This window comes from Rhodobacter calidifons (assembly GCF_011174775.1).
GTDB lineage: Bacteria > Pseudomonadota > Alphaproteobacteria > Rhodobacterales > Rhodobacteraceae > Tabrizicola > Tabrizicola calidifons.
The window spans coordinates 1-19,801 of the sequence record NZ_JAANHS010000004.1 but is presented as its reverse complement, the minus strand read 5'-3'; the positions used below and the strand labels follow the sequence as shown (position 1 = coordinate 19,801).

20 protein-coding genes and 1 tRNA gene are annotated in these 19,801 nt (G+C 68.4%); 9 read left to right on the top strand and 12 right to left on the bottom strand.

Annotated elements, in window-relative coordinates; genetic code table 11:
* Positions 1-13: 13 nt before the first annotated feature.
* Complete coding sequence (locus G8O29_RS06700; RefSeq protein WP_166402475.1) at positions 14-370, bottom strand: peptidoglycan-binding domain-containing protein; 357 nt, start codon at positions 368-370, stop codon at positions 14-16.
* Between the two features lie 143 nt (positions 371-513).
* A tRNA-Lys gene (locus G8O29_RS06695) sits at positions 514-589 on the bottom strand.
* Positions 590-683: 94 nt separating this feature from the next.
* Here G8O29_RS06695 and dapF point away from each other — a divergent pair.
* Together dapF and mtaB are read left to right on the top strand one after the other, a co-directional pair.
* The gene (dapF, locus tag G8O29_RS06690) at positions 684-1,523 is read left to right on the top strand and encodes a diaminopimelate epimerase (RefSeq protein ID WP_166402474.1); all 840 of its coding nucleotides are present in this window, start codon (positions 684-686) and stop codon (positions 1,521-1,523) included.
* On the top strand, positions 1,520-2,791 hold the full coding sequence (gene mtaB, locus G8O29_RS06685; protein ID WP_166402473.1) for a tRNA (N(6)-L-threonylcarbamoyladenosine(37)-C(2))-methylthiotransferase MtaB: 1,272 nt from the start codon (positions 1,520-1,522) through the stop codon (positions 2,789-2,791). The genes dapF and mtaB overlap by 4 nt, the downstream gene beginning before the upstream one ends.
* A gap of 240 nt (positions 2,792-3,031) precedes the next feature.
* Here the strand turns inward: mtaB and G8O29_RS06680 are convergent, their stop codons facing one another.
* The 7 genes from G8O29_RS06680 to pyrF form a co-directional block, all read right to left on the bottom strand.
* Positions 3,032-4,081, bottom strand: coding sequence for a DUF1513 domain-containing protein (locus G8O29_RS06680; protein ID WP_166402711.1), 1,050 nt, complete (start codon positions 4,079-4,081; stop codon positions 3,032-3,034).
* Positions 4,078-5,106 (bottom strand): imelysin family protein, encoded by a 1,029-nt coding sequence (locus G8O29_RS06675; RefSeq protein WP_242678951.1) that lies wholly within the window; start codon positions 5,104-5,106, stop codon positions 4,078-4,080. Before G8O29_RS06675 ends, G8O29_RS06680 begins: the two co-directional genes overlap by 4 nt.
* Positions 5,106-6,611, bottom strand: coding sequence for a di-heme oxidoreductase family protein (locus tag G8O29_RS06670; RefSeq protein ID WP_166402472.1), 1,506 nt, complete (start codon positions 6,609-6,611; stop codon positions 5,106-5,108). The genes G8O29_RS06675 and G8O29_RS06670 overlap by 1 nt, the downstream gene beginning before the upstream one ends.
* Before the next feature lie 91 nt (positions 6,612-6,702).
* On the bottom strand, positions 6,703-7,188 hold the full coding sequence (bfr, locus tag G8O29_RS06665; protein ID WP_166402471.1) for a bacterioferritin: 486 nt from the start codon (positions 7,186-7,188) through the stop codon (positions 6,703-6,705).
* A 149-nt stretch (positions 7,189-7,337) separates the two neighbouring features.
* Positions 7,338-7,586: a (2Fe-2S)-binding protein gene (locus G8O29_RS06660; protein ID WP_166402470.1), complete on the bottom strand. Its 249-nt coding sequence runs from the start codon at positions 7,584-7,586 to the stop codon at positions 7,338-7,340.
* Positions 7,583-8,833, bottom strand: a complete 1,251-nt coding sequence (locus tag G8O29_RS06655; RefSeq protein WP_166402469.1) for an imelysin family protein — start codon at positions 8,831-8,833, stop codon at positions 7,583-7,585. The genes G8O29_RS06660 and G8O29_RS06655 overlap by 4 nt, the downstream gene beginning before the upstream one ends.
* A 168-nt stretch (positions 8,834-9,001) precedes the next feature.
* The gene (gene pyrF / locus G8O29_RS06650; RefSeq protein WP_166402468.1) at positions 9,002-9,694 is read right to left on the bottom strand and encodes an orotidine-5'-phosphate decarboxylase; all 693 of its coding nucleotides are present in this window, start codon (positions 9,692-9,694) and stop codon (positions 9,002-9,004) included.
* An 88-nt stretch (positions 9,695-9,782) separates the two neighbouring features.
* Between pyrF and G8O29_RS06645 the strand changes: the two genes are divergently transcribed.
* The 4 genes from G8O29_RS06645 (at position 9,783) to G8O29_RS06630 (ending at position 13,075) form a co-directional block, all read left to right on the top strand.
* Positions 9,783-10,655 carry an ROK family protein gene (locus G8O29_RS06645; protein ID WP_166402709.1) on the top strand — a complete coding sequence of 291 codons (873 nt, stop codon included), beginning with the start codon at positions 9,783-9,785 and terminating at the stop codon, positions 10,653-10,655.
* Positions 10,646-11,362, top strand: coding sequence for a copper homeostasis protein CutC (locus G8O29_RS06640; protein ID WP_166402467.1), 717 nt, complete (start codon positions 10,646-10,648; stop codon positions 11,360-11,362). Before G8O29_RS06645 ends, G8O29_RS06640 begins: the two co-directional genes overlap by 10 nt.
* A gap of 9 nt (positions 11,363-11,371) precedes the next feature.
* Positions 11,372-12,145 (top strand): hypothetical protein, encoded by a 774-nt coding sequence (locus G8O29_RS06635; protein WP_166402466.1) that lies wholly within the window; start codon positions 11,372-11,374, stop codon positions 12,143-12,145.
* 105 nt (positions 12,146-12,250) lie between these two features.
* A complete protein-coding gene (locus tag G8O29_RS06630) occupies positions 12,251-13,075 on the top strand; it encodes a TolB family protein (RefSeq protein WP_166402465.1) in 825 nt (274 codons plus the stop codon).
* On the opposite strand, the gene G8O29_RS06625 is transcribed toward G8O29_RS06630, so the two are convergent.
* The gene (locus G8O29_RS06625; protein ID WP_166402464.1) at positions 13,072-13,512 is read right to left on the bottom strand and encodes a hypothetical protein; all 441 of its coding nucleotides are present in this window, start codon (positions 13,510-13,512) and stop codon (positions 13,072-13,074) included. The two genes, G8O29_RS06630 and G8O29_RS06625, sit on opposite strands and share 4 nt — an antisense overlap.
* A gap of 297 nt (positions 13,513-13,809) precedes the next feature.
* Between G8O29_RS06625 and clpB the strand changes: the two genes are divergently transcribed.
* Entirely contained in the window at positions 13,810-16,425 is a 2,616-nt protein-coding gene (gene clpB / locus G8O29_RS06620) for an ATP-dependent chaperone ClpB (RefSeq protein ID WP_166402463.1), read from the top strand.
* A gap of 128 nt (positions 16,426-16,553) precedes the next feature.
* On the opposite strand, the gene G8O29_RS06615 is transcribed toward clpB, so the two are convergent.
* Together G8O29_RS06615 and G8O29_RS06610 are read right to left on the bottom strand one after the other, a co-directional pair.
* Positions 16,554-17,045, bottom strand: coding sequence for a fasciclin domain-containing protein (locus tag G8O29_RS06615; protein WP_166402462.1), 492 nt, complete (start codon positions 17,043-17,045; stop codon positions 16,554-16,556).
* 74 nt (positions 17,046-17,119) lie between these two features.
* Positions 17,120-17,596, bottom strand: a complete 477-nt coding sequence (locus G8O29_RS06610) for a fasciclin domain-containing protein (RefSeq protein ID WP_166402461.1) — start codon at positions 17,594-17,596, stop codon at positions 17,120-17,122.
* A 311-nt stretch (positions 17,597-17,907) separates the two neighbouring features.
* Between G8O29_RS06610 and msrP the strand changes: the two genes are divergently transcribed.
* Together msrP and msrQ are read left to right on the top strand one after the other, a co-directional pair.
* Positions 17,908-18,810 carry a protein-methionine-sulfoxide reductase catalytic subunit MsrP gene (msrP, locus tag G8O29_RS06605; protein WP_166402460.1) on the top strand — a complete coding sequence of 301 codons (903 nt, stop codon included), beginning with the start codon at positions 17,908-17,910 and terminating at the stop codon, positions 18,808-18,810.
* Positions 18,810-19,418 (top strand): protein-methionine-sulfoxide reductase heme-binding subunit MsrQ, encoded by a 609-nt coding sequence (msrQ, locus tag G8O29_RS06600; RefSeq protein ID WP_207623707.1) that lies wholly within the window; start codon positions 18,810-18,812, stop codon positions 19,416-19,418. Before msrP ends, msrQ begins: the two co-directional genes overlap by 1 nt.
* The last annotated feature ends 383 nt before the right edge of the window (positions 19,419-19,801 follow it).

Genomic DNA, 19,801 nt, shown 5'->3' with positions numbered 1-19,801 from the left:
ATCGCCGGGCCCGTCAGCCGTCGGCTTCGTCGCCCTCGCCCCAGAGATACTTGCCCAGATCGCCCGCAGCGAGCGCACGCAGATAGGTCCGCGCGCCCTTTTCCGAGGCAAGGTCGAACCGCGTGCGGCCATAGCTGTTCTGCTCGATGAAGGCGGCAGCCTGCACCAGGGCCTTGCGCGTGCCCGGGCCATAGGCACCGTCGATTCCCCCGCGGTAGAAGCCGGCCATCGCCAGCTGTTCCTGTGCCGAGCGGCGGGCGGCGGGGGAAAGGGATTCGAAGGCGGCTTGCAGGGCGTCACCGCCCGCTTGCAGCCCGGGGGCCAGGGTCAGAAATGCGGAAAGCGAAAGCAGGATCGACCGGCGCTGCATGAGTAACTCCTTGAACTGTTACATCCAGAGAATGACTGCGGGATTTTGGCGCAATCTTGACGTGCTGCGGGCCGGAACCTGGCAGGATGTGCAGATGCAGCCGGCGGCGTGCCGGAAGCCTGGACGGAACTGAAGAAAGGTGGTGGTGAGCCGGACAGGATTCGAACCTGTGACCCGCTGATTAAAAGTCAGCTGCTCTACCAACTGAGCTACCGGCCCCACAAGGCGGCTGATTAGTCAGGGCGGCAGCAGGGGTCAAGGGCAAAACGTGCGGCACTGGCAAAACTTGTGCCGTGGGCGTATATGCCGGCACATGACGGATACCGGTGCAAAGACCGGCCTGCCCTTCATGAAGATGCACGGCGCGGGCAATGACTTCGTGGTGATCGACTCGCGCGGGCGCGGGGCGCAGGTGACGGCCGGTCTGGCGCGGGCGCTGGGCGACCGCAATCGGGGCGTGGGCTTCGATCAGCTGGCCGAGATCACCGATGCCGAAGGCGCGGACTTCGGGCTGGTGTTCTGGAACAGCGACGGCTCGCAGGCCGGGGCCTGCGGCAATGCCACGCGCTGCGTCTCGGACCATGTGATGCGGGGGCTCGGGGCCGACGCGGTCTCGCTGGTCACGGCGCGGGGCGCCTTGCGGGCCGAGCGGGCGGCGGATGGCCGGGTCTGGGTCAACATGGGCGCGCCACAGCTGGACTGGGGCAGCATTCCTCTGGCGCGCGAGGTTGACCCCCTGCACCTGCCCCTGCCGGGCGATCCGGTCGGGGTGGGCATGGGCAATCCGCATTGCGTGCATTTCGTGCCGGATGCCGAGGCCGTGGACCTTGCTACCCTCGGGCCGCGGATCGAGCATGACCCCCTGTTCCCCCGGCGCACCAATGTCGAATTCGCTGCGCTGATCTCGCCCTGCCGGATCCGGATGCGGGTGTGGGAACGCGGCACCGGCATCACGCTGGCCTGCGGGTCGGGCGCCTGCGCGGTGGCGGTGGCGGCGCATCTGCGCGGCCTGACCGGGCCGCGTGTCGTGCTTCAGGCAGACGGCGGCGAGCTGGAGGTCGACTGGCGCGACGATGGCGTCTGGCTTACCGGCCCGGTGGCGCGCGTCTTCGATGGCGTCCTGTCGCCCGAATACCTCGCGGCCAGCCGATGAACGCGCCGTCCCGCCCGGCGCAGCCTCCGGTCTTTGCGACCCTGGGCTGTCGGCTGAACGCCTACGAGACCGAGGCGATGAAGGAACTGGCGGCCGCGGCGGGGCTTGAGCAGGCGGTGGTGGTCAACACCTGTGCCGTGACGGCCGAGGCCGTGCGCAAGGCCAGGCAGGAGATCCGGCGCCTGGCGCGGGAAAACCCGGGCGCGGCGATCATCGTCACCGGCTGCGCCGCCCAGACCGAGCCCGAGAGCTTTGCCGCGATGCCCGAGGTGACCCGCGTCATCGGCAACCACGAGAAGATGCAGGCCTCGACCTGGAAGGGCCTGGCCGCGCCGGACCTGATCGGGGCGACCGAGAAGGTCCAGGTCGATGACATCATGTCGGTGCGCGAGACCGCCGGCCACCTGATCGACGGTTTCGGGCGGCACCGGGCCTATGTGCAGGTCCAGAACGGCTGCGACCATCGCTGCACCTTCTGCATCATCCCCTACGGCCGGGGCAACTCGCGTTCGGTTCCGGCGGGGGTGGTGGTCGAGCAGATCAACCGGCTGGTGGATCGCGGTTTCAACGAGGTGGTGCTGACGGGCGTTGACCTGACCAGCTGGGGCGCCGACCTGCCGGGCGGCCCGCGACTGGGCGATCTGGTGCGGCGGATCCTGAAGCTGACGCAGGTCCCGCGGCTGCGGATCAGCTCCATCGATTCCATCGAGGCCGACCCCGCCCTGATGGAGGCGATCGCGACCGAACCGCGGCTGATGCCGCATCTGCACCTGTCGTTGCAGGCGGGCGACGATCTGATCCTGAAGCGGATGAAGCGGCGGCACCTGCGCGACGACGCGATCCGCTTTTGCGAAGAGGTGCGGCGGCTGCGGCCCGACATCGTCTTCGGGGCCGACATCATCGCGGGCTTCCCGACCGAGACCGAGGCGATGTTCGCCCGAAGCCTCGATCTGGTGCGTGCCTGCGGGCTGACTTTCCTGCATGTGTTCCCCTTCAGCCCCCGCAAGGGCACGCCGGCCGCGCGGATGCCGCAGGTGGCGGGGGCCGAGATCAAGGAGCGGGCGGCGCGGCTGCGGGCGCTGGGTGCAGAGGTGCTGGCCGCGCATCTGGCGGCCGAGGTCGGGCGGGTTCACCGGGTGCTGACCGAGGGGCCGCGGATCGGGCGGACCGAGGGCTTTGCCGAGGTGGCCTTTTCGACCGACCAGCCGGAAGGGGCGATCCTGGAGGTCCGGACCACCGCTCAGGACGGGGCGCGGCTGCTGGTGTGACGCGCCGCGCGTGGCGGCTTTCAAGCCAGCAGTGAAATCAAGGGGTTGGCTACGGGTGTTCAGCTTCGGTCAACCATGATCGGGCTTGCGCTCGCGTGGCCGGCGCCTGCCGGAGAGAGCGCTGGAGCGTGCGCCTTTTGTCTCGTCGTCGAGCTCTGCCTCCTCCTCGGAACCTGGGGGCGCTTCGCCCCCCAGACCCCCAGAGAGTATTTGTGCCGAGGGCAAGACCAAGGGGTTTGGTCAGCCCAGTGCAACCAGGTGGTTGTCCCATCGGGTGTCTGCGCGGGAGAGGGGCGAAAGACCTCTGTCCTCGGCGGTCCAGACCGCGCCGCTGCCATCGGTCACGGTGAAGGTGCCCTGGGTGCTGGCTGCGCCGCAGAGGTCGGCGCGGTGGTGGGTGGCGATGTGTCGTCCTTTCGCGTCGAACAGCATCAGCGCGCCGCCCCGGGGCGAGGTGACGAGGATTCGGTCCCGCGTCGCGGCGACCGATCCTGCATAGCCCTGCATCGCGAAGGCCTCCGCCTCGGGCGGGGGGCAGAGGCGGGGTGGGCTGCCGGGCGTCCAGAGGCCGAGTTGCGGGACGGGCTCGGACGGGTCGCCTTCCCATTGCATGGCAAACGCGATGCTGTCGCCCGAAAGCGCGAGGTGGCGGATGGAGTTCTGCCGCAGGTCGGGCAGGTCGATCCGGTCGAGGAGCGCGCCATCCTCGGACAGGAGCGCCAGGTTCGGGCGCATGTCGGGGAGGTTCAGCTTGCGGCGGTCCACCGGATCGGTGCGGATGCCGCCATTGGCCACGGCCAGCCGGCCATCGGACAGGCGGCGGATCTCGTGCGGGCCGATGCCGTGGCTCGGCCAGTCGGTCAGGCGGGTATAACGCGCGGTGTCCCAGAGGCCGATACGGCCTTCGGAGGTTTCGGCCACCACCTCCGAGGTCATGAGAAGGGATCCGTCGCCGGAATAGGCGCCGTGGCCGTTGAACTGCATCCCGTCGGGCGGGGTCAGCCGGTGGCGGACGGCGCCGGTCGCGCAGTCGATCACCAGGGCGAAGGTGCCGGGGCGGCGGGCGAAGGCCACGGCCTCGGCCAGGGTCGGATGCGCGGCGGCGGCATGGCCGCGCGCGGGCAGCGGGATGCGGAACAGGCTTTCGCCCGCGGCAGACAGACCGTGGAGAAAGTGGTCCTCGTCCCGCTTTCCGGCCGCAAGGAAGACGGGAGAGCCGACATCGGCCCAGGTCAGCCGCGGGGTCAGCGCGGCGGCGAGGGTGGCAAGGAAGGCGCGGCGCCGCATCAGTCGCCGTCCAGCGCGTTGAAGCCGAGGCCAACGCCCAGCGCGGGGCCGATCTCGGCGATGGCGCTGTCGCGGGTGGCGCGCACCGCCTGTTGCAGGATGTCCAGCTTCAGGCGCCCCGCTGGCTGGGCGATGCCGGAAAGATCGGGGTCGTGCAGGGTTTCGGCCAGCGCGATGGCCCGGTCGAAGGCGGCCAGTGTCTGCGGGCTGTCGGGGGACAGCTTCTGCGCCAGGTCGCGCAGGGCGATCAGCGACAGAAGGATGTTGCGCTGCGACCGGCCCGCGGCGCGCGCCTCGGCCAGGTCGGGGCGCGGCTTGTCGAAGCTGCCGAGCGGGCGGCCGATGCGGCGGTCGGCCAGGCTTTCCAGCCCGGAGACAAGCTGGGTGAACAGGGCCTGAGTCGCCTCGGCGGGCGACAGGAAGCGGGTGTTGCCGGGCTGTCCCGCGCTCAGGAGCAGGTCGCCGAACCCCTGCCAGTCCCGCGCCAGATCCTGCGCGGTGCGCGCCATGTCCCTGGCGGTGGCCCGGATCAGCGGGCAGGGGTCGGCGGCAAGCGGTTCGGCCGGATAGAGCAGGCGTTCCAGCGCCGGCAGGCCGCGGGCGGCGACGGACAGGCCGGCCATGGTCTCGGGTGTCAGGTCGGCCGGACCGGCCGCCAGCAGCGCGCGCTGCGCCTTCCAGCCTGCGCCCTTGGGATCGGGCCAGAACAGGACGGCAAGGCCGCGCCCGCCGTCCTCGGCCGGGCCGAGGCTCAGATGCGCGACGCCCGTCCAGGCGTCCCAGGCGGCCTGGAAGGCGGGGCGGAGGTCGTCCGGGGCGCAGCTGTCAACCGCGGCCAGCGCTTCGGCGGCCGTGGCGAAGGCGGCGAAACCGGGGCGGGCGTGGTCGGTCACCACGGCGGCGGTATCCGCGATGGCGAAGGCAGGCAGGGCCAGGGCGACGAGCGCAGCGAAGAGCCCCCCGAACCGTCGTCTCCCTTCCCGGGGCCGGGGCAGGCGCGGGGTTGCAGGCGGAGGCATCAGCGGCATCAGAGCGACTCCAGGAAGGCAAGCAGCGCCTCGCGGTCCTCGGTGGACAGCGAAACGACCGCATCGCGCTGGGCCTGCGCTTCGCCGCCGTGCCAGAGGATCGCCTCGAGCAGGCTGCGGGCGCGGCCGTCGTGCAGGAACTGCGAATGGCCCGAGACCTGTTCGGTCAACCCGATCCCCCATAGCGGCGGGGTCTTCCATTCGCGGCCGGTGGCGCGGCCTTCGGGGCGGTTGTCGGCCAGGCCTTCCCCCATGTCGTGCAGCAGCAGGTCGGTATATGGCCAGATCAGCTGGAAGCTCTGTTCCGGCTGGCCGTCCAGCCGGTGGGTGACATGCTTCGGCGTGTGGCAGCCCTGGCAGTTCAGGGAGTGGAACAGCGCCTTGCCCTTCAGCACCTGGGGGTCACCCGGATCGCGCCGCGCGGGCACGCCAAGGTTGCGGGCGTAGAAGGTCACCAGGTCCAGGCTGGCGCGGTCCACCTCCAGCCCGTCGCGGATGTCGGGTTCCTGGCCATGCGGCGCGTCCCGGCAGGCGGACTGGGCCGTCGTGCAGTCGCCCCAGGGATCGGGCAGCAGCCAGGTCGACAAGCCCATGTCGCCCGCGAAGGCGCCGGCGGATTGCTCGCGGACCGTAGGTGCGCCGGCCTTCAGCCCGAAGCGACCAAGCATCGGCACACCGTATTCCAGCGACGGCACGATCTGCGCCCGGCCCGAGATGCCGTCGCCGTCGGCATCATCCGGGTCCTCGCGCGCCAGGATGTCAGCGGCGGGGATCGCCTCCAGCAGGCCGAGGCCGATCATCTGCGGCGCCACGCGGGGCGACAGCATCAGGTCGCGCGCGGGCGGGCCATAGGCGGGGTCGCCGATGCTGTAGGCGGGCGCGCGCAGGCTGACCACGATACCGTCGGACAATACCACGGGCGTCTCGCTCCAGGCGATGTCCATCCGGCCTTCGGCCGCGTGCCCCGGGGCGGCGAAGTCCTGAAGCTGGCTGCCATAGGTGGGTTCGGGCGCGGTGGCGATCCAGTCGGCGATGCCCTCGGGCGCGGGGCCGCCGGGGACGGAGAGGCGGAGCAACATCGACACGCGCGAGGCATCGGCAGTGGCGGGGGTGTGGCCGCGGCCATCCTTCAGGTGGCAGTCCTGGCAGGCGCGCGCGTTGTAAAGCGGCCCGAGCCCGTCGGAGGCGAGGGTGGAGGAGGGGGCCGCGACCCAGGTCTTGCGGAACAGCGCGTTGCCCAGCTTGAAGTCCATCTCGCGCTCGAAGGGCATGTTGGCCGAGGGCTGGCTGAAGGCATCGGCCGTGGCGATGGCGCGGACGGTGGCGGCGCCGGCCGGTTTGGCCTCGAAGGGTTCGGGTCTGGTGAAATCGGTGGGGGGCGCGAGAACGGCGGCGACCTTCGCGGCTTCGGCGGGCGTGCGGGGGATGACGGGCAGGTGGCGGTCGTCAAGGCCGTCGCCAAGGGCGGGCATGGCCCAGAGGCAGAGGAGAAGGGCTGGACGCATGGCGGCCTCCTTTGGCCCTGTCATACGCCCAGGTAGTTGACTGTTTCAATCGGAAAATGCGCCTGCGGCGGCAAGTCGCTCCGGCGAGACGCTATTCGGCCTTGCTGGCGGGTTTGGCGTTGAGCAGGCTGTATTTCTCGGCGCCCAGGGTATCGAACAGGCCAAGCTGGGTTTCGAGAAAATCGATATGGCCTTCCTCGTCGGCGAGAAGTTCGTCGAACAGGGCGCGGGTGACGAAATCGCCGACTTCGTCGCAGTACTTGCGGGCCTCGATATAAAGCTTGCGCGCGTCGTGTTCGGCCGCCAGGTCGGCCTCCAGCGTCTCGCGCACGGACTGGCCGATGCGGAGCGGGTCGAGCTTTTGCAGGTTCGGATGGCCTTCCAGGAAGATGATCCGCGCGATCAGCTTGTCGGCGTGGTGCATCTCCTCGATCGATTCGGCGCGGGATTTGTCGGCAAGATGGCCGACACCCCAGTCCTCTTGCAGGCGGTAGTGCAGCCAGTACTGACTGACCGCGGTCAGTTCCGAACGGAGAGCCGCGTTGAGATAATCGATGACCTTGCTGTCGCCCTTCATGGCCAGATCCTTCTGTGCTGCGTGGGTACGATCCTGCCTGGGTCTGTCGGCCTGGCTGGGAACGCCAGAACAGTAGAGCGCGCGCGGCCACCTGTCCAGAGGGGCGCGACAATTTCTCAACCATTACAATACTTTACAGAAAAGATCGGTTATTCTGCCGCGATCAGGACAGGGCGGCCGAGCACCGGTGCCACGCTCTTGCCGGGGACGCCGAAGTTGTCATTCCGCCGCATGGTGTCGAGAAACAGCGGCATGCAGCCCCCGCATTCGGCCCGCTTGCCGAGCGCACGGTAGATCTTGCCGGGGGTGATGACGCATTGGGGATCGGCGGCGCGCATCCAGTCCACCGCCGCCCGGATGTCGTGGTCGGAGATCGACTGGCAGTGGCAGACGATCATTGGAACACGGCGTTCGGGTTGTCGAGGCTGTCGGAGCCTTCGAAAGTGACCTTCGACAGGCCCAGCGCCGTCACCGCGCGCTCGATGGATGCGGTCTGCGTGACCAGCGCGTTCACCGCCGCCATGATGAGCTCTTCCCCCTGCGCATTGCCGGGCGCGAGCATCTGGTCGTAGGCCAAGCCGCCGTCGGCCGCGGCCTTCACCGCGCCAAGAGCCGCAACCGAGGCCTCGAGTTCGGCTTTGAGCTGCGCATCCACCGCAGGATCGGCCGCCGCGACGAGATCGGCCAGCGCGAAGCCTTCCACGACGGAACCGTCAAGACGGAGATAGCGTCCGAGATAGACATTGCGGATTCCCACCCCGTCAAAATAGTGGCTGTTGTGGGTGTTGTCGGAAAAGCAGTCATGCTCTTCCTCCGGGTCGTTCAGCATCAGGCCCAGCTTCATCCGTTCCCCGGCCAGTTCGCCGTAGGACAGGCTGCCCATGCCGGTCAGCATGGCCAGAAGTCCGGCCTGCGGGTCCCGGGTCACGGCGGCGCGGGCGGGTCCGCCTTCCTGCCAGTTTCCGACCATCTCCTGAAGATCGGCCACCAGAAGGTCGGTTGCGGCTTGCAGATAGGCGGCGCGGCGGTCGCAGTTGCCGCCGGTGCAGCCCTCGCCCTGGAGATAGTCGGTATAGGGTCGCGCGCCTGCCCCCGGCCCGGTGCCGTTCAGGTCCTGGCCCCAGAGCAGGAATTCGATGGCGTGGTAGCCCGAGGCGACATTGGCCTCGATCCCGTCGGCCTCGTGCAGGGTGTCGCGGATCAGGGCCGGCGTGATCTGGGTCGCGTCGATCTCGATACCGGAGAGGGTGAATTTCGGCGTGGCGATGACGTTCAGCCGCGCCAGCGCGTTTTCCTCGTTGCCGTAGTCGCCAGCGACATAGTCGATCAGGCCCTCGTCCAGCGGCCAGGCGTTCACCCGGCCCTCCCAGTCGTCAACGATCGGGTTGCCGAAGCGGAAGGCCTCGGTCTGCTGATAAGGGACGCGGGCGGCAAGCCAGGCCTGGCGTGCGGCCTGAAGCGTTGCCTCGGAGGGGCTGGCGATCAGCGCAGCAACAGCGGCTTGCAGCGCCTTGGCGGTGGTCAGGCTGTCCTGATATGCGGCCAGCGCGATGTCGGCATAGGTCTGCGTCACCTCTGCCGGCGTCGCGGCGAGTGCCGCGCTGGCAAGACCGGTGGACAGGGCGAAAGCGGTGAGGAGGCGCATGGCAGACCTTTTCAGTCAGGAATTATCCGTTTTCTGACAAAAGAGGTCGGGCTTGTAAAGCCCGATTCGCCCGCCGGGCGCAGCCGCGCGCGACGAACGGCTTATCGCGTTCCATCGCTTGATCTTCGCCAGGGCGAGGACCGACCCCTGCGAGGGGAGAGCCCGGGGTCAGGGAAGCTCGGCCAGGATTGCGCGGGCGGCGGCGGCGGGGTCTTTCGCCTGCCAGACGGGTCTGCCGACGACGATATGGTCGGCGCCGTCGCTGATGGCCTGGCGCGGCGTGGCGATGCGCTTCTGGTCGCCGCGCGCAGAGCCCTCCGGGCGGACGCCGGGGGTGACGATCAGCTTGCCCCGGGCCTGCGGCAGGGCGCGGATCATCGCGGCCTCCTGCGGGCTGGCGATCACGCCGTCCGCCCCGGCCTCAAGCGCGCGGGCGGCGCGTTCCAGCGTGATCTCGCGAATGTCGCCCGGCTTGATCAGATTGGCGTCCAGGTCGGCACGGTCGAGCGAGGTGAGGACCGTGACGGCGAGGATCTTGAGCCCCGTGCCGCCCTTGCCGGTGGCGGCGGCGGCGACCACCTGCGGGTCGCCGTGGACGGTCAGAAAATCGAGATCGTATTGCGCAAGCCCTCGCACGGCGGCCTCGATGGTGGCGCCGATGTCGAAAAGCTTCATGTCCAGGAAGATGCGCTTGCCCTGCTCGTGCTTCAGCGTGTTGGCCAGCGCCAGCCCGCCGCCGGTCAGCATGCCGAGGCCGATCTTGTAGAAGCTGGCGGCATCCCCGATGCGGGCGACAAGGTCCAGCCCCTGCACCACGTTCGGCACGTCGAGCGCAACGATCAGGCGGTCATCTGCGGGCATGGAGGCCTCCGTGGTTGCGGGGCGGTTTGACGGGGCGGGGATGGGCTGTCAAGACTGGCGGCAAGAAGGGGGCCGAAGCTTGAACGACATGATCCTGGCACTGGACATCGGCGGCAGCCGGATCAGGGCGGCGGTCTGGGACGGGACGTTGCGGCCTCTGGGCGAGGTGGCGACGCCGGTCTGCGACAAGGCGGCATTCCTGGGGGCCATTGCCGGATTCGCGCAGGGGCGCGCCCTGAAGGGCATCGCGATCTCCATCGCGGGCGTGGTCGATCCGGCCACTGGCGCCGGCAGGGTGGCGAACATCCCGGCCATCGACGGCCTGCGGCTTGGCCCGGAGGTCGAGGCTGCAACGGGAAGCCCCGTCCGGGTGCTGAACGATGCCGACTGCTTTGCGCTGGCCGAGGCCACCCGGGGGGCCGGGCGCGGCCTGGCGTCGGTCTTCGGGGTGATCCTGGGCTCGGGCGTCGGCGGCGGGCTGGTTCTGGGCGGGCAGGTCGTTACCGGGGCGGGCGGTTACGCCGGGGAATGGGGACACGGGCCGGTGATCCGGGGCGAGTTCGCCTTTCAGTGCGGTTGCGGCCAGGTGGGCTGCATCGACACGGTGGGCAGCGCGCGCGGGCTGGAGCGGCTGCACCGCAAGCGCACGGCGGAACTTCTGGGATCGCAGGCGATCATCGCGGGCTGGATGGCCGGGGAGGCCGAGGCGGGCGCGACCATGGCGCTCTGGCGCGAGCTGGTGGCGGGGCCGCTGGCCCTGGTGGTGAACGTGGTCGGTGCCGATGTGGTGCCGGTGGGCGGCGGCCTGTCCCGCGCGCCGGGGCTGGTGACCTATCTGGACGAGGCGGTGCGGGTGCGCGTCCTGCGCCGGACGAAGGGACCGCTGCTGGTGCCCGCCGAATGCGGGGCGGATGCGGGCCTGCTGGGCGCGGCGCTGGCCGGGGCGGCGGCATGGGCGTGAGGCTGGAGGTCTGCGTGGACACGGCCGAGGGGCTGGCCGAGGCCGTGGCGGGCGGGGCGGACCGGATCGAGCTTTGCTCGGCGCTGGCGCTGGGGGGGCTGACGCCCTCGGCCGGGCTGATGGCCCTGGCGGCGGGCTGCGGCGTGCCGGTGGTGGCGATGATCCGGCCGCGGGCGGGAGATTTCGTCTGGTCCGAGGCAGAGGTCGGGATGATGCAGGCCGAGATCGCGGCGGTCCGCGCGGCGGGGCTGGCCGGGGTGGTGCTGGGGGCCAGCCGGCCGGACGGGCGGCTGGATGTGCCGGTGCTGGCACGGCTCGTCGCGGCGGCGAAGGGGATGGAGCTGGAGCTGACCCTGCATCGGTGCATCGACCTTGCGGCAGACATGGAACGCGCGGTGGACGCTGCCGTGGCGCTTGGCTTCCACCGCATCCTGACCTCGGGTGGCGAGACCACCGTCGAGGCCGGGGCGGCGCGGATCGCGGCGCTGGTCAGGCATGCGGCGGGGCGGATCTCGATCATGCCCGGCTCGGGGGTGAACCCGGGGAATGCGGCGATGCTGAAGGGGCTTGGCATTGCCGAGATCCATGCCTCATGTTCGGTCGCGACGCCCGTGTCGGGCCGCACGGTCGAGATGGGGTTCGCCCCGGCCCTCTGGCGGCAGACGCGGGCGGATCAGGTGCGGGCGCTGAAGGCGGCCCTGGAATAGGAGCGGGCGATGGAGATCAACCTGACGTTCGAGCGCCCGGAGGCCGGGCCAGAGGCAGGGCCGCTGATGGTGGGCTGGTTTCTGGCGCAGGACAAGGGCGCGGTGCTTTATGACCCGCCCGAGCGCGTGCAGATCCGCCCGCCGAACAAGGCGCATGCCAAGTCGGCCAGCCGCTGCCCGGCGGTGATCCAACTGGAAAGCCGCTATTTCATGGTGAAATGCCCCTTCGACCTGCACATCGGTTTTCAGCGCGACGACAAGGGCAAGGCGGTGCTGGTGAACCGCGCGGGGGCGGCCTCGCCCATCCGGTCGTCGAAGCTGAACGAGGTGCTGACTCTGGTTTCGGAGGCCGAATGGCGTTTCCCCGACCGGCCCACGGTGCAGCTGCATCTGCCCTATTATTTCATCGCCGACGAGATGGTCTATCTGTCGCAGCTGTCGGCCTTTGCGCATTACCGGCCCGATCCCTTGCCCGGCACGATCTTCGGCGGGCGCTTTCCGATCTCGATCTGGCCGCGTCCGCTGATGTGGGCCTTCGAATGGCACGAGCCGCAGAAGGACCTGATCCTGCGGCGCGGAGAGCCCTTGTTCTATGTCCAGTTCGAGGGGATGGACCCCTCGCGCCCGGTGCAGCTGGTCGAGGCCGAGCGGACGGCGGAGGTGCAGGCCTATCTGGACAGCCTCTCGGGCGTGGTGAACTACGTCAACCAGACGTTCAGCCTGTTCAAGGCGGCCGAGGCGATCCGGCCGAAGAAGCTTCTGGTCGTGAAGGACCGGGGGTAGCGCGCCTGGCTGGCCGCCGGAGGGCTTCGCGCCCTCCGGACCTCCCGCGGAGTATTTGGCACGTGAGCAAGCGCAAATTTGAATTGAATTGGAAGGACTTCGCCTATGCGGAGCATCATCGAGACCTATGAGGTCGGCGCGGGCCGGGTGCGCGAGGTGCTGGCGGTCGAGGGGCGGATCGAGGCGCCGAACTGGGCGCCATCCGGGGACTGGCTTCTGGTGAATGGGGAGGGGCGGCTCTATCGGGTGCCGCTGGCGAGTCCCGCGCTGCTGCCGGTCGAGACGGGGGCGGCGGTAAGCTGCAACAACGACCACGGGATCAGCCCGGACGGGCGGACGATCATCCTGTCGTCGCACCATGAGGGGGCGGGGAGCCAGGTCTATGTCATGCCGGTCGAGGGCGGCGAGCCGGTGAAGGTCTCGCCCGACAGCCCGAGCTGGTGGCATGGGGTGTCGCCGGACGGGCGTGTGCTGGCCTATGTCGCCGCGCGGGGCGGAAGCCGGGTGATCGACGTCCATACTCTGGTGCCGGGGGAGGAGGAGAAGCGGCTGACCAATGGCGAGGGGCATTGCGACGGGCCGGATTTCAGCGCCGATGGGGCGCGCATCTACTACAACTGCGACCGGACGGGCCATGCGCAGATCTGGGTGATGGCGGCGGACGGGTCGGGGCAGCGGCAACTGTTCGCGGATGATCAGGTGAACTGGTTCCCGCATCCTTCGCCGGACGGGAGGCATCTGGTCTATCTGGCCTATCCGCCGGGCACCACGGGGCATCCGGCTGACCTGCCTGTCGCTCTGGTTCTCTGCGACCCCGAGGGCGGCAACCGGCGGCGGGTGCGCGAATTCATCGGCGGTCAGGGCACGATCAACGTCCCCTCCTGGGCGCCGGACGGCAGCGCCTTCGCCTATGTGCGCTATGAGCCCTAGACGGTCCGCAGGCCGCGGAGACCCTTCGGCGGCCGGGGTGTCGGGTCGGGCGGGGCCGGGGGCAGGTCCACCGCCGACAGGATCGGTTGCAGATGCCGCGGGTCGCCCCAGACCGAGATGTAGACCTCGGGCGGGAAGCCGTTCGCCAGATGCTCGGGCACAAGGTCGATGATCCGCACCCGCAGGTCGTCGCCATGGGCCAGCGAGGGGGAAACGATCTCCTCCGCCACCGGGCCGAGACGGCCGACCAGCCCTTCGCGGTGATGCGGGATCACGCCCAGGATCCGTTTCCGCAGCCGGGCGAAGACCCCGATGCGCCCGTCCGACAGCCGGTCCAGCCGCGCGCTGTCGCCGATGGCCAGGCCGGTGCGGGCGACATGGACGGCAAGACCCTCGACCGGGGCCTTGTGGATCAGGGGAAGTTTGGCGTCGCTCATGGGCTTGGGCCTTTCCTGCCGAAGCTCCGAGGATGGGGAGGCCGGGGCCGTCTGCGCAAGACCTGCCCGCCGTCGGCCGGGGCGGGCCGGCCCGATGCCGCCGATCCCCCGGCGCAGGATCGGCAAGGAAAGGCCGAGGAAGGGCCGCGCGTTCAGCTTTCCGGCGGCTGTGGTTTTTCCGCCAGGCGGGGATTGCAAAGTTTTCGGGCCGCGCCCAGATGAAGCGCAAGGCCTTCACGCGGTGGGCTGGATACCCGGGCACCGCAGGCGGGGCGCTTCACACAAGGAGAATGACCGATGAATTTGGAGAAATTCACGGAACGGTCGCGCGGTTTCCTTCAGGCCGCACAGACCATCGCGATGCGGGAAAGCCACCAGCGCGTGCTGCCCGACCATCTGCTGAAGGCACTGATGGATGACGACCAGGGCCTCGCGGCGAACCTGATCCGCAAGGCCGGCGGTTCGCCCGAACGGGTGAACGAGGCGATCAACGCCTCCATCGCCAAGCTGCCCAAGGTCACGGGCGGCGACGGGCAGACCTATGTCGATCCGCAGCTTGTCCGCGTGCTGGACGAGGCGGAGGCCGTGGCCAAGAAGGCCGGCGACAGCTTTGTGCCGGTGGAACGGCTCTTGACCGCGCTCGCTCTGGTCAACACGCGGGCCAAGGATGCGCTGACGGCGGGGGCGGTGACGGCCCAGGGGCTGAACACGGCGATCAACGACATCCGCAAGGGGCGGACGGCGGATTCGGCGTCCAGCGAAGACACGATGGAGGCGCTGAAGAAATACGCCCGCGACCTGACGGAACAGGCGCGCGAGGGCAAGATCGACCCGATCATCGGGCGCGACGAGGAGATTCGCCGCGCGATGCAGGTCCTGTCGCGCCGCACGAAGAACAACCCGGTGCTGATCGGCGAACCCGGCGTCGGGAAGACGGCGATTGCCGAGGGTCTCGCCCTGCGCATCGTCAACGGCGACGTGCCGGAGAGCCTGCGCAACAAGCGGCTGATGGCGCTGGACATGGGCGCGCTGATCGCGGGCGCCAAGTATCGCGGCGAGTTCGAGGAGCGGCTGAAGGCCATCCTGAAAGAGATCGAGGCCGCGGCGGGTGAGATCATCCTCTTCATCGACGAGATGCACACCCTGGTCGGTGCCGGGAAATCCGAAGGCGCGATGGATGCGGCGAACCTCATCAAGCCGGCGCTTGCGCGGGGTGAGTTGCACTGCATCGGCGCGACCACGCTGGACGAATACCGCAAGCACGTGGAAAAGGACGCGGCCCTGGCCCGCCGCTTCCAGCCGGTGTTCGTGAACGAGCCCACGGTCGAGGACACGATCAGCATCCTGCGCGGGATCAAGGAGAAATACGAACTGCACCACGGGGTGAAGATCAGCGATTCGGCCCTGGTTGCGGCAGCGACGCTGTCGCACCGCTACATCACCGACCGCTTCCTGCCCGACAAGGCGATCGACCTGGTGGACGAGGCCGCCAGCCGTCTGCGCATGGAGGTGGACTCCAAGCCCGAAGAGCTGGACGCGCTGGATCGCCAGATCCTTCAGTTGCAGATCGAGGCCGAGGCCCTGAAGAAGGAGGACGATGCGGCCTCGCGGGACCGGCTGGAGAAGCTGGAGAAGGAACTGGCCGATCTCCAGCAGAAATCGGCCGAGATGACCGCCAAGTGGCAGGCCGAGCGCGACAGTCTCGAGGCCGCGCGCAGCCTGAAGGAGCAGCTGGATCACGCCCGCGCCGAACTGGATCAGGCCAAGCGCGAGGGCAACTTCGCCCGGGCCGGGGAGCTGCAATACGGCCGCATCCCCGAACTGGAGAAGAAGCTGGCCGAGGCCGAAGCCCGGGAGGGCGAAGCTCTGGTCGCCGAAGCGGTCCGCCCCGAGCAGATCGCCGAAGTGGTGGAGCGCTGGACCGGCATTCCCACCAGCAAGATGCTGGAAGGCGAGAAGGAAAAGCTCCTGAAGATGGAAGAGGAGCTGGGCAAGCGCGTCGTGGGGCAGCGGGCGGCGGTGGAAGCCGTCAGCCGGGCCGTGCGGCGGTCGCGGGCCGGGCTGTCGGATGAAAACCGGCCGCTGGGCAGCTTCCTGTTCCTCGGGCCGACCGGCGTCGGCAAGACCGAGCTGACCAAGGCTCTGGCCGAATATCTCTTCGACGACGACTCGGCGATGGTGCGCATCGACATGTCGGAATTCATGGAGAAGCACTCCGTCGCCCGGCTGATCGGCGCGCCTCCGGGCTATGTCGGCTATGACGAGGGCGGCGTGCTGACCGAAGCCGTGCGGCGCCGGCCCTATCAGGTCGTGCTGTTCGACGAGGTCGAAAAGGCCCACCCGGACGTGTTCAACGTGCTGTTGCAGGTCTTGGACGATGGCCGTCTGACCGATGGTCAGGGCCGGACCGTGGACTTCAAGCAGACGCTGATCATCCTGACCTCGAACCTCGGGGCGCGGGCTCTGTCCGAGTTGCCGGAAGGCGCGGATGCCAGCGCGGCCAAGGCCGAGGTGATGGAGGCGGTCCGGGCGCATTTCCGGCCCGAATTCCTGAACCGTCTGGACGAGATGATCATCTTCGACCGGCTGAACCGGGCGGATATGGCGGGCATCGTCGAGATCCAGCTGAAACGGCTGGAACAGCGCCTTGCCGCGCGGAAGATCACGCTGGATCTGGATGCCGATGCCAAGGCCTGGCTGGCGGATGAGGGCTATGATCCGGTCTTCGGCGCCCGGCCCCTGAAGCGGGTGATCCAGCGCCAGTTGCAGGACCCCCTGTCCGAGATGCTCCTGGCCGGCGAGGTGCTGGACGGCTCGACGATCCGGGTGACGGCGGGGCCGGAGGGCCTGATCATCGGCGACCGGGTGGTGCAAAGCCGCCGGGAACGGCCTGCGCAGGCCGTGGTGCACTGACGCGAAAGGGGGCCCTCGGGCCCCCTTTTGTCTGGCGTGGCAGGTGTTAATAAAACCCTTACGCCCAAAGCCAAGCTATTGATTTCATGAGGGTCGGAAAGGCCGCCGCGCGCGGCGGCCTCGCGGGCTCACTTCGGCAGCAGGACCTTGTCGATGACGTGGATCACCCCGTTCGAGGCCATGATGTCCGCCGTGGTCACCCGCGACTGGTTGACCTTCACTCCCTTGCGGCCGTCAACGTGGACCGACTGGCCCTGGACTGTGGCAACGCTCAGCCGCTTGCCCGCCAGCTGGTCCGAGGTCACGGCCCCCGGCACGACATGGTAGGTCAGGACCTTGATCAGCTGGTCCTTGTTTTCCGGCTTCAGCAGGTTCTCCACCGTGCCCTTCGGCAGGGCGGCAAAGGCCGCGTTGGTCGGCGCGAAGACGGTGAAGGGGCCATCGCCCTTCAGCGTATCGACAAGGCCCGCAGCGCTGACAGCGGCGACGAGGGTCGAGAAGTCCGCGTTCGACGAGGCGATGTCGACGATATCGGGTTCCTTCGGCGTGGCGACGCAGGCGGAAAGCAGGGCAGCGACGGAAACGGCTCCGGCAAGGCGGAGAATGGTGCGGCGGTTCATGTGGTGTCCCCTGTTGGATGGATAGCTGGTCCGGAACGGAACGGGGGGCGCCGCTGGCACCCCCCGGACCTGCCTTACATCGGCGGCAGGATGACGCTGTCGATGACGTGGATCACGCCGTTCGAGGCGGCCACGTCCGGCATCGAGATCACGGCGCCGTTGACCTTCGGCCCGCCGTCCAGAGTGATCGTCACCTCTGCGCCGTTCACGGTGGCGGCCGTCATGCCCTCGGTCAGGTCGGTGGACATGACCTTGCCCGGAACGACGTGGTAGGTGAGGATCGAAACCAGCTTGTCCTTGTTTTCCGGCTTCAGCAGGTCTTCCACGGTGCCCGCGGGCAGGGCCGCAAAGGCCGCGTCGGTCGGCGCGAAGACGGTGAACGGGCCTTCGCCCTTCAGCGTCTCGACGAGGCCCGCGGCGGTCAGCGCGGCGGCCAGCGTGTTGAACGACCCCGCCGCGACAGCGGTGTCGACGATGTCCTTGTCTTCGGCGAAGGCAGGCATCGCAAAGGCGGTGGCGGCGGTCAGGGCAAGAAAGGTTCTGCGGATCATGTGGTGTCACTCCCGTTATGATCGGTCATGCCGTCGTTGGCGAGAATGATAGGCCCGGGCTGCGACAATGGATCAGACCCAAAAGCGCGTGACCCTGACTTGATTAGAACAGCGCGTGGACTAAGCCCCGGCCTTTCATGGTTTCCAGTCAAACTCGCGTGAGCATTGTTCAACGATCGTGAGGTATGTGGCAGGATCGTTGCGCTTTCTGCTGCGCGTGTTTCAACGCTCTGAAGCAGTCGTGAGGCGGTTTGTTTTGCCTTTCACGGCCAGAACCGCATCTTCGGCAAAAATAACGGATGGAGCCCCGCATGCGCCGCCTGACCTGGTCCGATGTCACTCCGCAGCCTGCCTGGCTGAATCGCCGCCAACTGATCGCCGGGGCGGCGGCCCTTGCGGCGAGCCCGGCCCTGGCCCGGATCGAGGCGGCGCCCAGCCGCTATTCGACGGATGCCAAGCCGACGGCGCTGGAGGACATCACCAGCTACAACAACTTCTACGAGTTCGGAACCGGCAAGGGCGATCCGGCGAAATATGCGGGCGGGCTGACGGTCGATCCCTGGTCGGTGGTGATCGACGGGCTGGTGGACAAGCCCGGCACCTATGACCTTGCCGATGTCATCAAGGGACAGCCGTTGGAGGAACGCATCTACCGCTTTCGCTGCGTCGAGGCCTGGGCGATGGTGGTTCCCTGGATCGGCTTTGAGCTGGCAGGCCTTCTGAACCGGGTGGGCGTGCAGCCGTCCGCGAAGTTCGTGGCGTTTGAAACCCTGGTCCGGCCCGAGGAGATGCCGGGCCAGAAAAGCCCGTTCATCGACTGGCCTTACCGCGAGGGGCTGCGCCTGGACGAGGCGATGCATCCGCTGACCATCCTGGCAACCGGGCTTTACGGCGAAGAGATGCCCAAACAGAACGGCGCGCCGATCCGCTTGGTGGTGCCGTGGAAATACGGGTTCAAGTCGATCAAGTCGATCGTGCGGATCAGCCTGGTCGACAAGATGCCCCGGACCACCTGGAACATGCTGCAACCTTCCGAATACGGCTTCTATTCCAACGTGAACCCGAAGGTGAGCCATCCCCGCTGGAGCCAGGCCTCGGAACGGGTGATCGGGTCGGGCCTGTTCGGCGGGCGGCAGGATACGCTGATGTTCAACGGCTATGAGGCCGAGGTGGCAGGCCTTTATTCGGGCATGGACCTGAAGGCGAACTACTGATGGACGGGGTGAACCGGCTGGCCCGCAAGGTGCCGACCTGGGTGGTCTATCTGCTGGGTCTCGTGCCGCTGGGCTATCTGATCTGGGGGGCGGTTGCAGGCGGGCTTGGTCCCGACCCCGTCAAGGCCATTGAACATGCGCTGGGCGAGCGGGGGCTCCAGTTCCTGCTGGCGTCGCTGGCGGTCACGCCCTTGCGGCGGCTGGGGCTGAACCTTGTCCGCTTTCGCCGGGCGCTGGGGCTTCTGGCCTTTCTCTATGTCGCGCTGCACCTGACCGCCTGGGTCTGGCTGGACATGGGACTGCGCTTTGGCGAGATGGCGACGGATCTGACGAAGCGGCCTTACATCATCGCCGGGATGGTGGGGTTCGTGGTGATGCTGCCCCTGGCCGCGACGTCCTGGAACGGGGCAATCCGGCGGATGGGGGCGGTTGCGTGGAACCGGCTGCACCGGCTGGCCTATGTGGCGATTCTGGCCGGAGTGCTGCACCTTTCGTTGCTGGTGAAGGTCTGGACGGTCGAGACGCTGGTCTATGTCGCTCTGGCGCTGGGTCTGCTGGCGGTGCGGCTGGTGCCGAAGGCGGGCAGGGCGCGTCCGGCGGGGGTCTGACCGCAGCCTGGCGCTGCTGCGGCCGCAAGAAAGTTGCCGCAGAGCGGCGGCCGTAGTAGCCTGGATTGCGCCAACCACCAGATTTTGCGGTGTTTTCGGTCAGATGCGAAAATTTTGGCGGAAAGGTGTTTTTTGCTCTTGCGGGCGGTGCGGCTGATACGTAAATACCCCCTCACCGAAGCGGAACGGCGACGGTGACGAACGAAAGCGGACGGGAACGGAAGCGACGGTTCGGAAAATCTGAAGGCAAGGCGCGAGGGGATACGCCAAGAAGTTGGCGGATCGCATGTTTTTTGTCTGAGGGTGGCTCTTTGAAAAGGTGATGAATGAAGGGATATGCGGGCGGTCTGACGCGCATCGGCGTCTAATCGCAGCATATCGGC

Excerpts from the sequence above, each read along its gene's own strand:
- G8O29_RS06625 (WP_166402464.1), bottom strand. The coding sequence starts at position 13,512 with ATGAGCGACGCCAAACTTCCCCTGATCCACAAGGCCCCGGTCGAGGGT.
- mtaB (WP_166402473.1), top strand. The coding sequence starts at position 1,520 with ATGAACGCGCCGTCCCGCCCGGCGCAGCCTCCGGTCTTTGCGACCCTG.
- G8O29_RS06700 (WP_166402475.1), bottom strand. The coding sequence starts at position 370 with ATGCAGCGCCGGTCGATCCTGCTTTCGCTTTCCGCATTTCTGACCCTG.
- G8O29_RS06660 (WP_166402470.1), bottom strand. The coding sequence starts at position 7,586 with ATGATCGTCTGCCACTGCCAGTCGATCTCCGACCACGACATCCGGGCG.
- clpB (WP_166402463.1), top strand. The coding sequence starts at position 13,810 with ATGAATTTGGAGAAATTCACGGAACGGTCGCGCGGTTTCCTTCAGGCC.
- pyrF (WP_166402468.1), bottom strand. The coding sequence starts at position 9,694 with ATGCCCGCAGATGACCGCCTGATCGTTGCGCTCGACGTGCCGAACGTG.
- G8O29_RS06640 (WP_166402467.1), top strand. The coding sequence starts at position 10,646 with ATGGGCGTGAGGCTGGAGGTCTGCGTGGACACGGCCGAGGGGCTGGCC.
- G8O29_RS06610 (WP_166402461.1), bottom strand. The coding sequence starts at position 17,596 with ATGATCCGCAGAACCTTTCTTGCCCTGACCGCCGCCACCGCCTTTGCG.
- G8O29_RS06630 (WP_166402465.1), top strand. The coding sequence starts at position 12,251 with ATGCGGAGCATCATCGAGACCTATGAGGTCGGCGCGGGCCGGGTGCGC.
- G8O29_RS06635 (WP_166402466.1), top strand. The coding sequence starts at position 11,372 with ATGGAGATCAACCTGACGTTCGAGCGCCCGGAGGCCGGGCCAGAGGCA.
- G8O29_RS06675 (WP_242678951.1), bottom strand. The coding sequence starts at position 5,106 with ATGCCGCTGATGCCTCCGCCTGCAACCCCGCGCCTGCCCCGGCCCCGG.
- G8O29_RS06670 (WP_166402472.1), bottom strand. The coding sequence starts at position 6,611 with ATGCGTCCAGCCCTTCTCCTCTGCCTCTGGGCCATGCCCGCCCTTGGC.
- msrP (WP_166402460.1), top strand. The coding sequence starts at position 17,908 with ATGCGCCGCCTGACCTGGTCCGATGTCACTCCGCAGCCTGCCTGGCTG.
- G8O29_RS06655 (WP_166402469.1), bottom strand. The coding sequence starts at position 8,833 with ATGCGCCTCCTCACCGCTTTCGCCCTGTCCACCGGTCTTGCCAGCGCG.
- G8O29_RS06615 (WP_166402462.1), bottom strand. The coding sequence starts at position 17,045 with ATGAACCGCCGCACCATTCTCCGCCTTGCCGGAGCCGTTTCCGTCGCT.
- G8O29_RS06645 (WP_166402709.1), top strand. The coding sequence starts at position 9,783 with ATGATCCTGGCACTGGACATCGGCGGCAGCCGGATCAGGGCGGCGGTC.
- bfr (WP_166402471.1), bottom strand. The coding sequence starts at position 7,188 with ATGAAGGGCGACAGCAAGGTCATCGATTATCTCAACGCGGCTCTCCGT.
- dapF (WP_166402474.1), top strand. The coding sequence starts at position 684 with ATGACGGATACCGGTGCAAAGACCGGCCTGCCCTTCATGAAGATGCAC.
- msrQ (WP_207623707.1), top strand. The coding sequence starts at position 18,810 with ATGGACGGGGTGAACCGGCTGGCCCGCAAGGTGCCGACCTGGGTGGTC.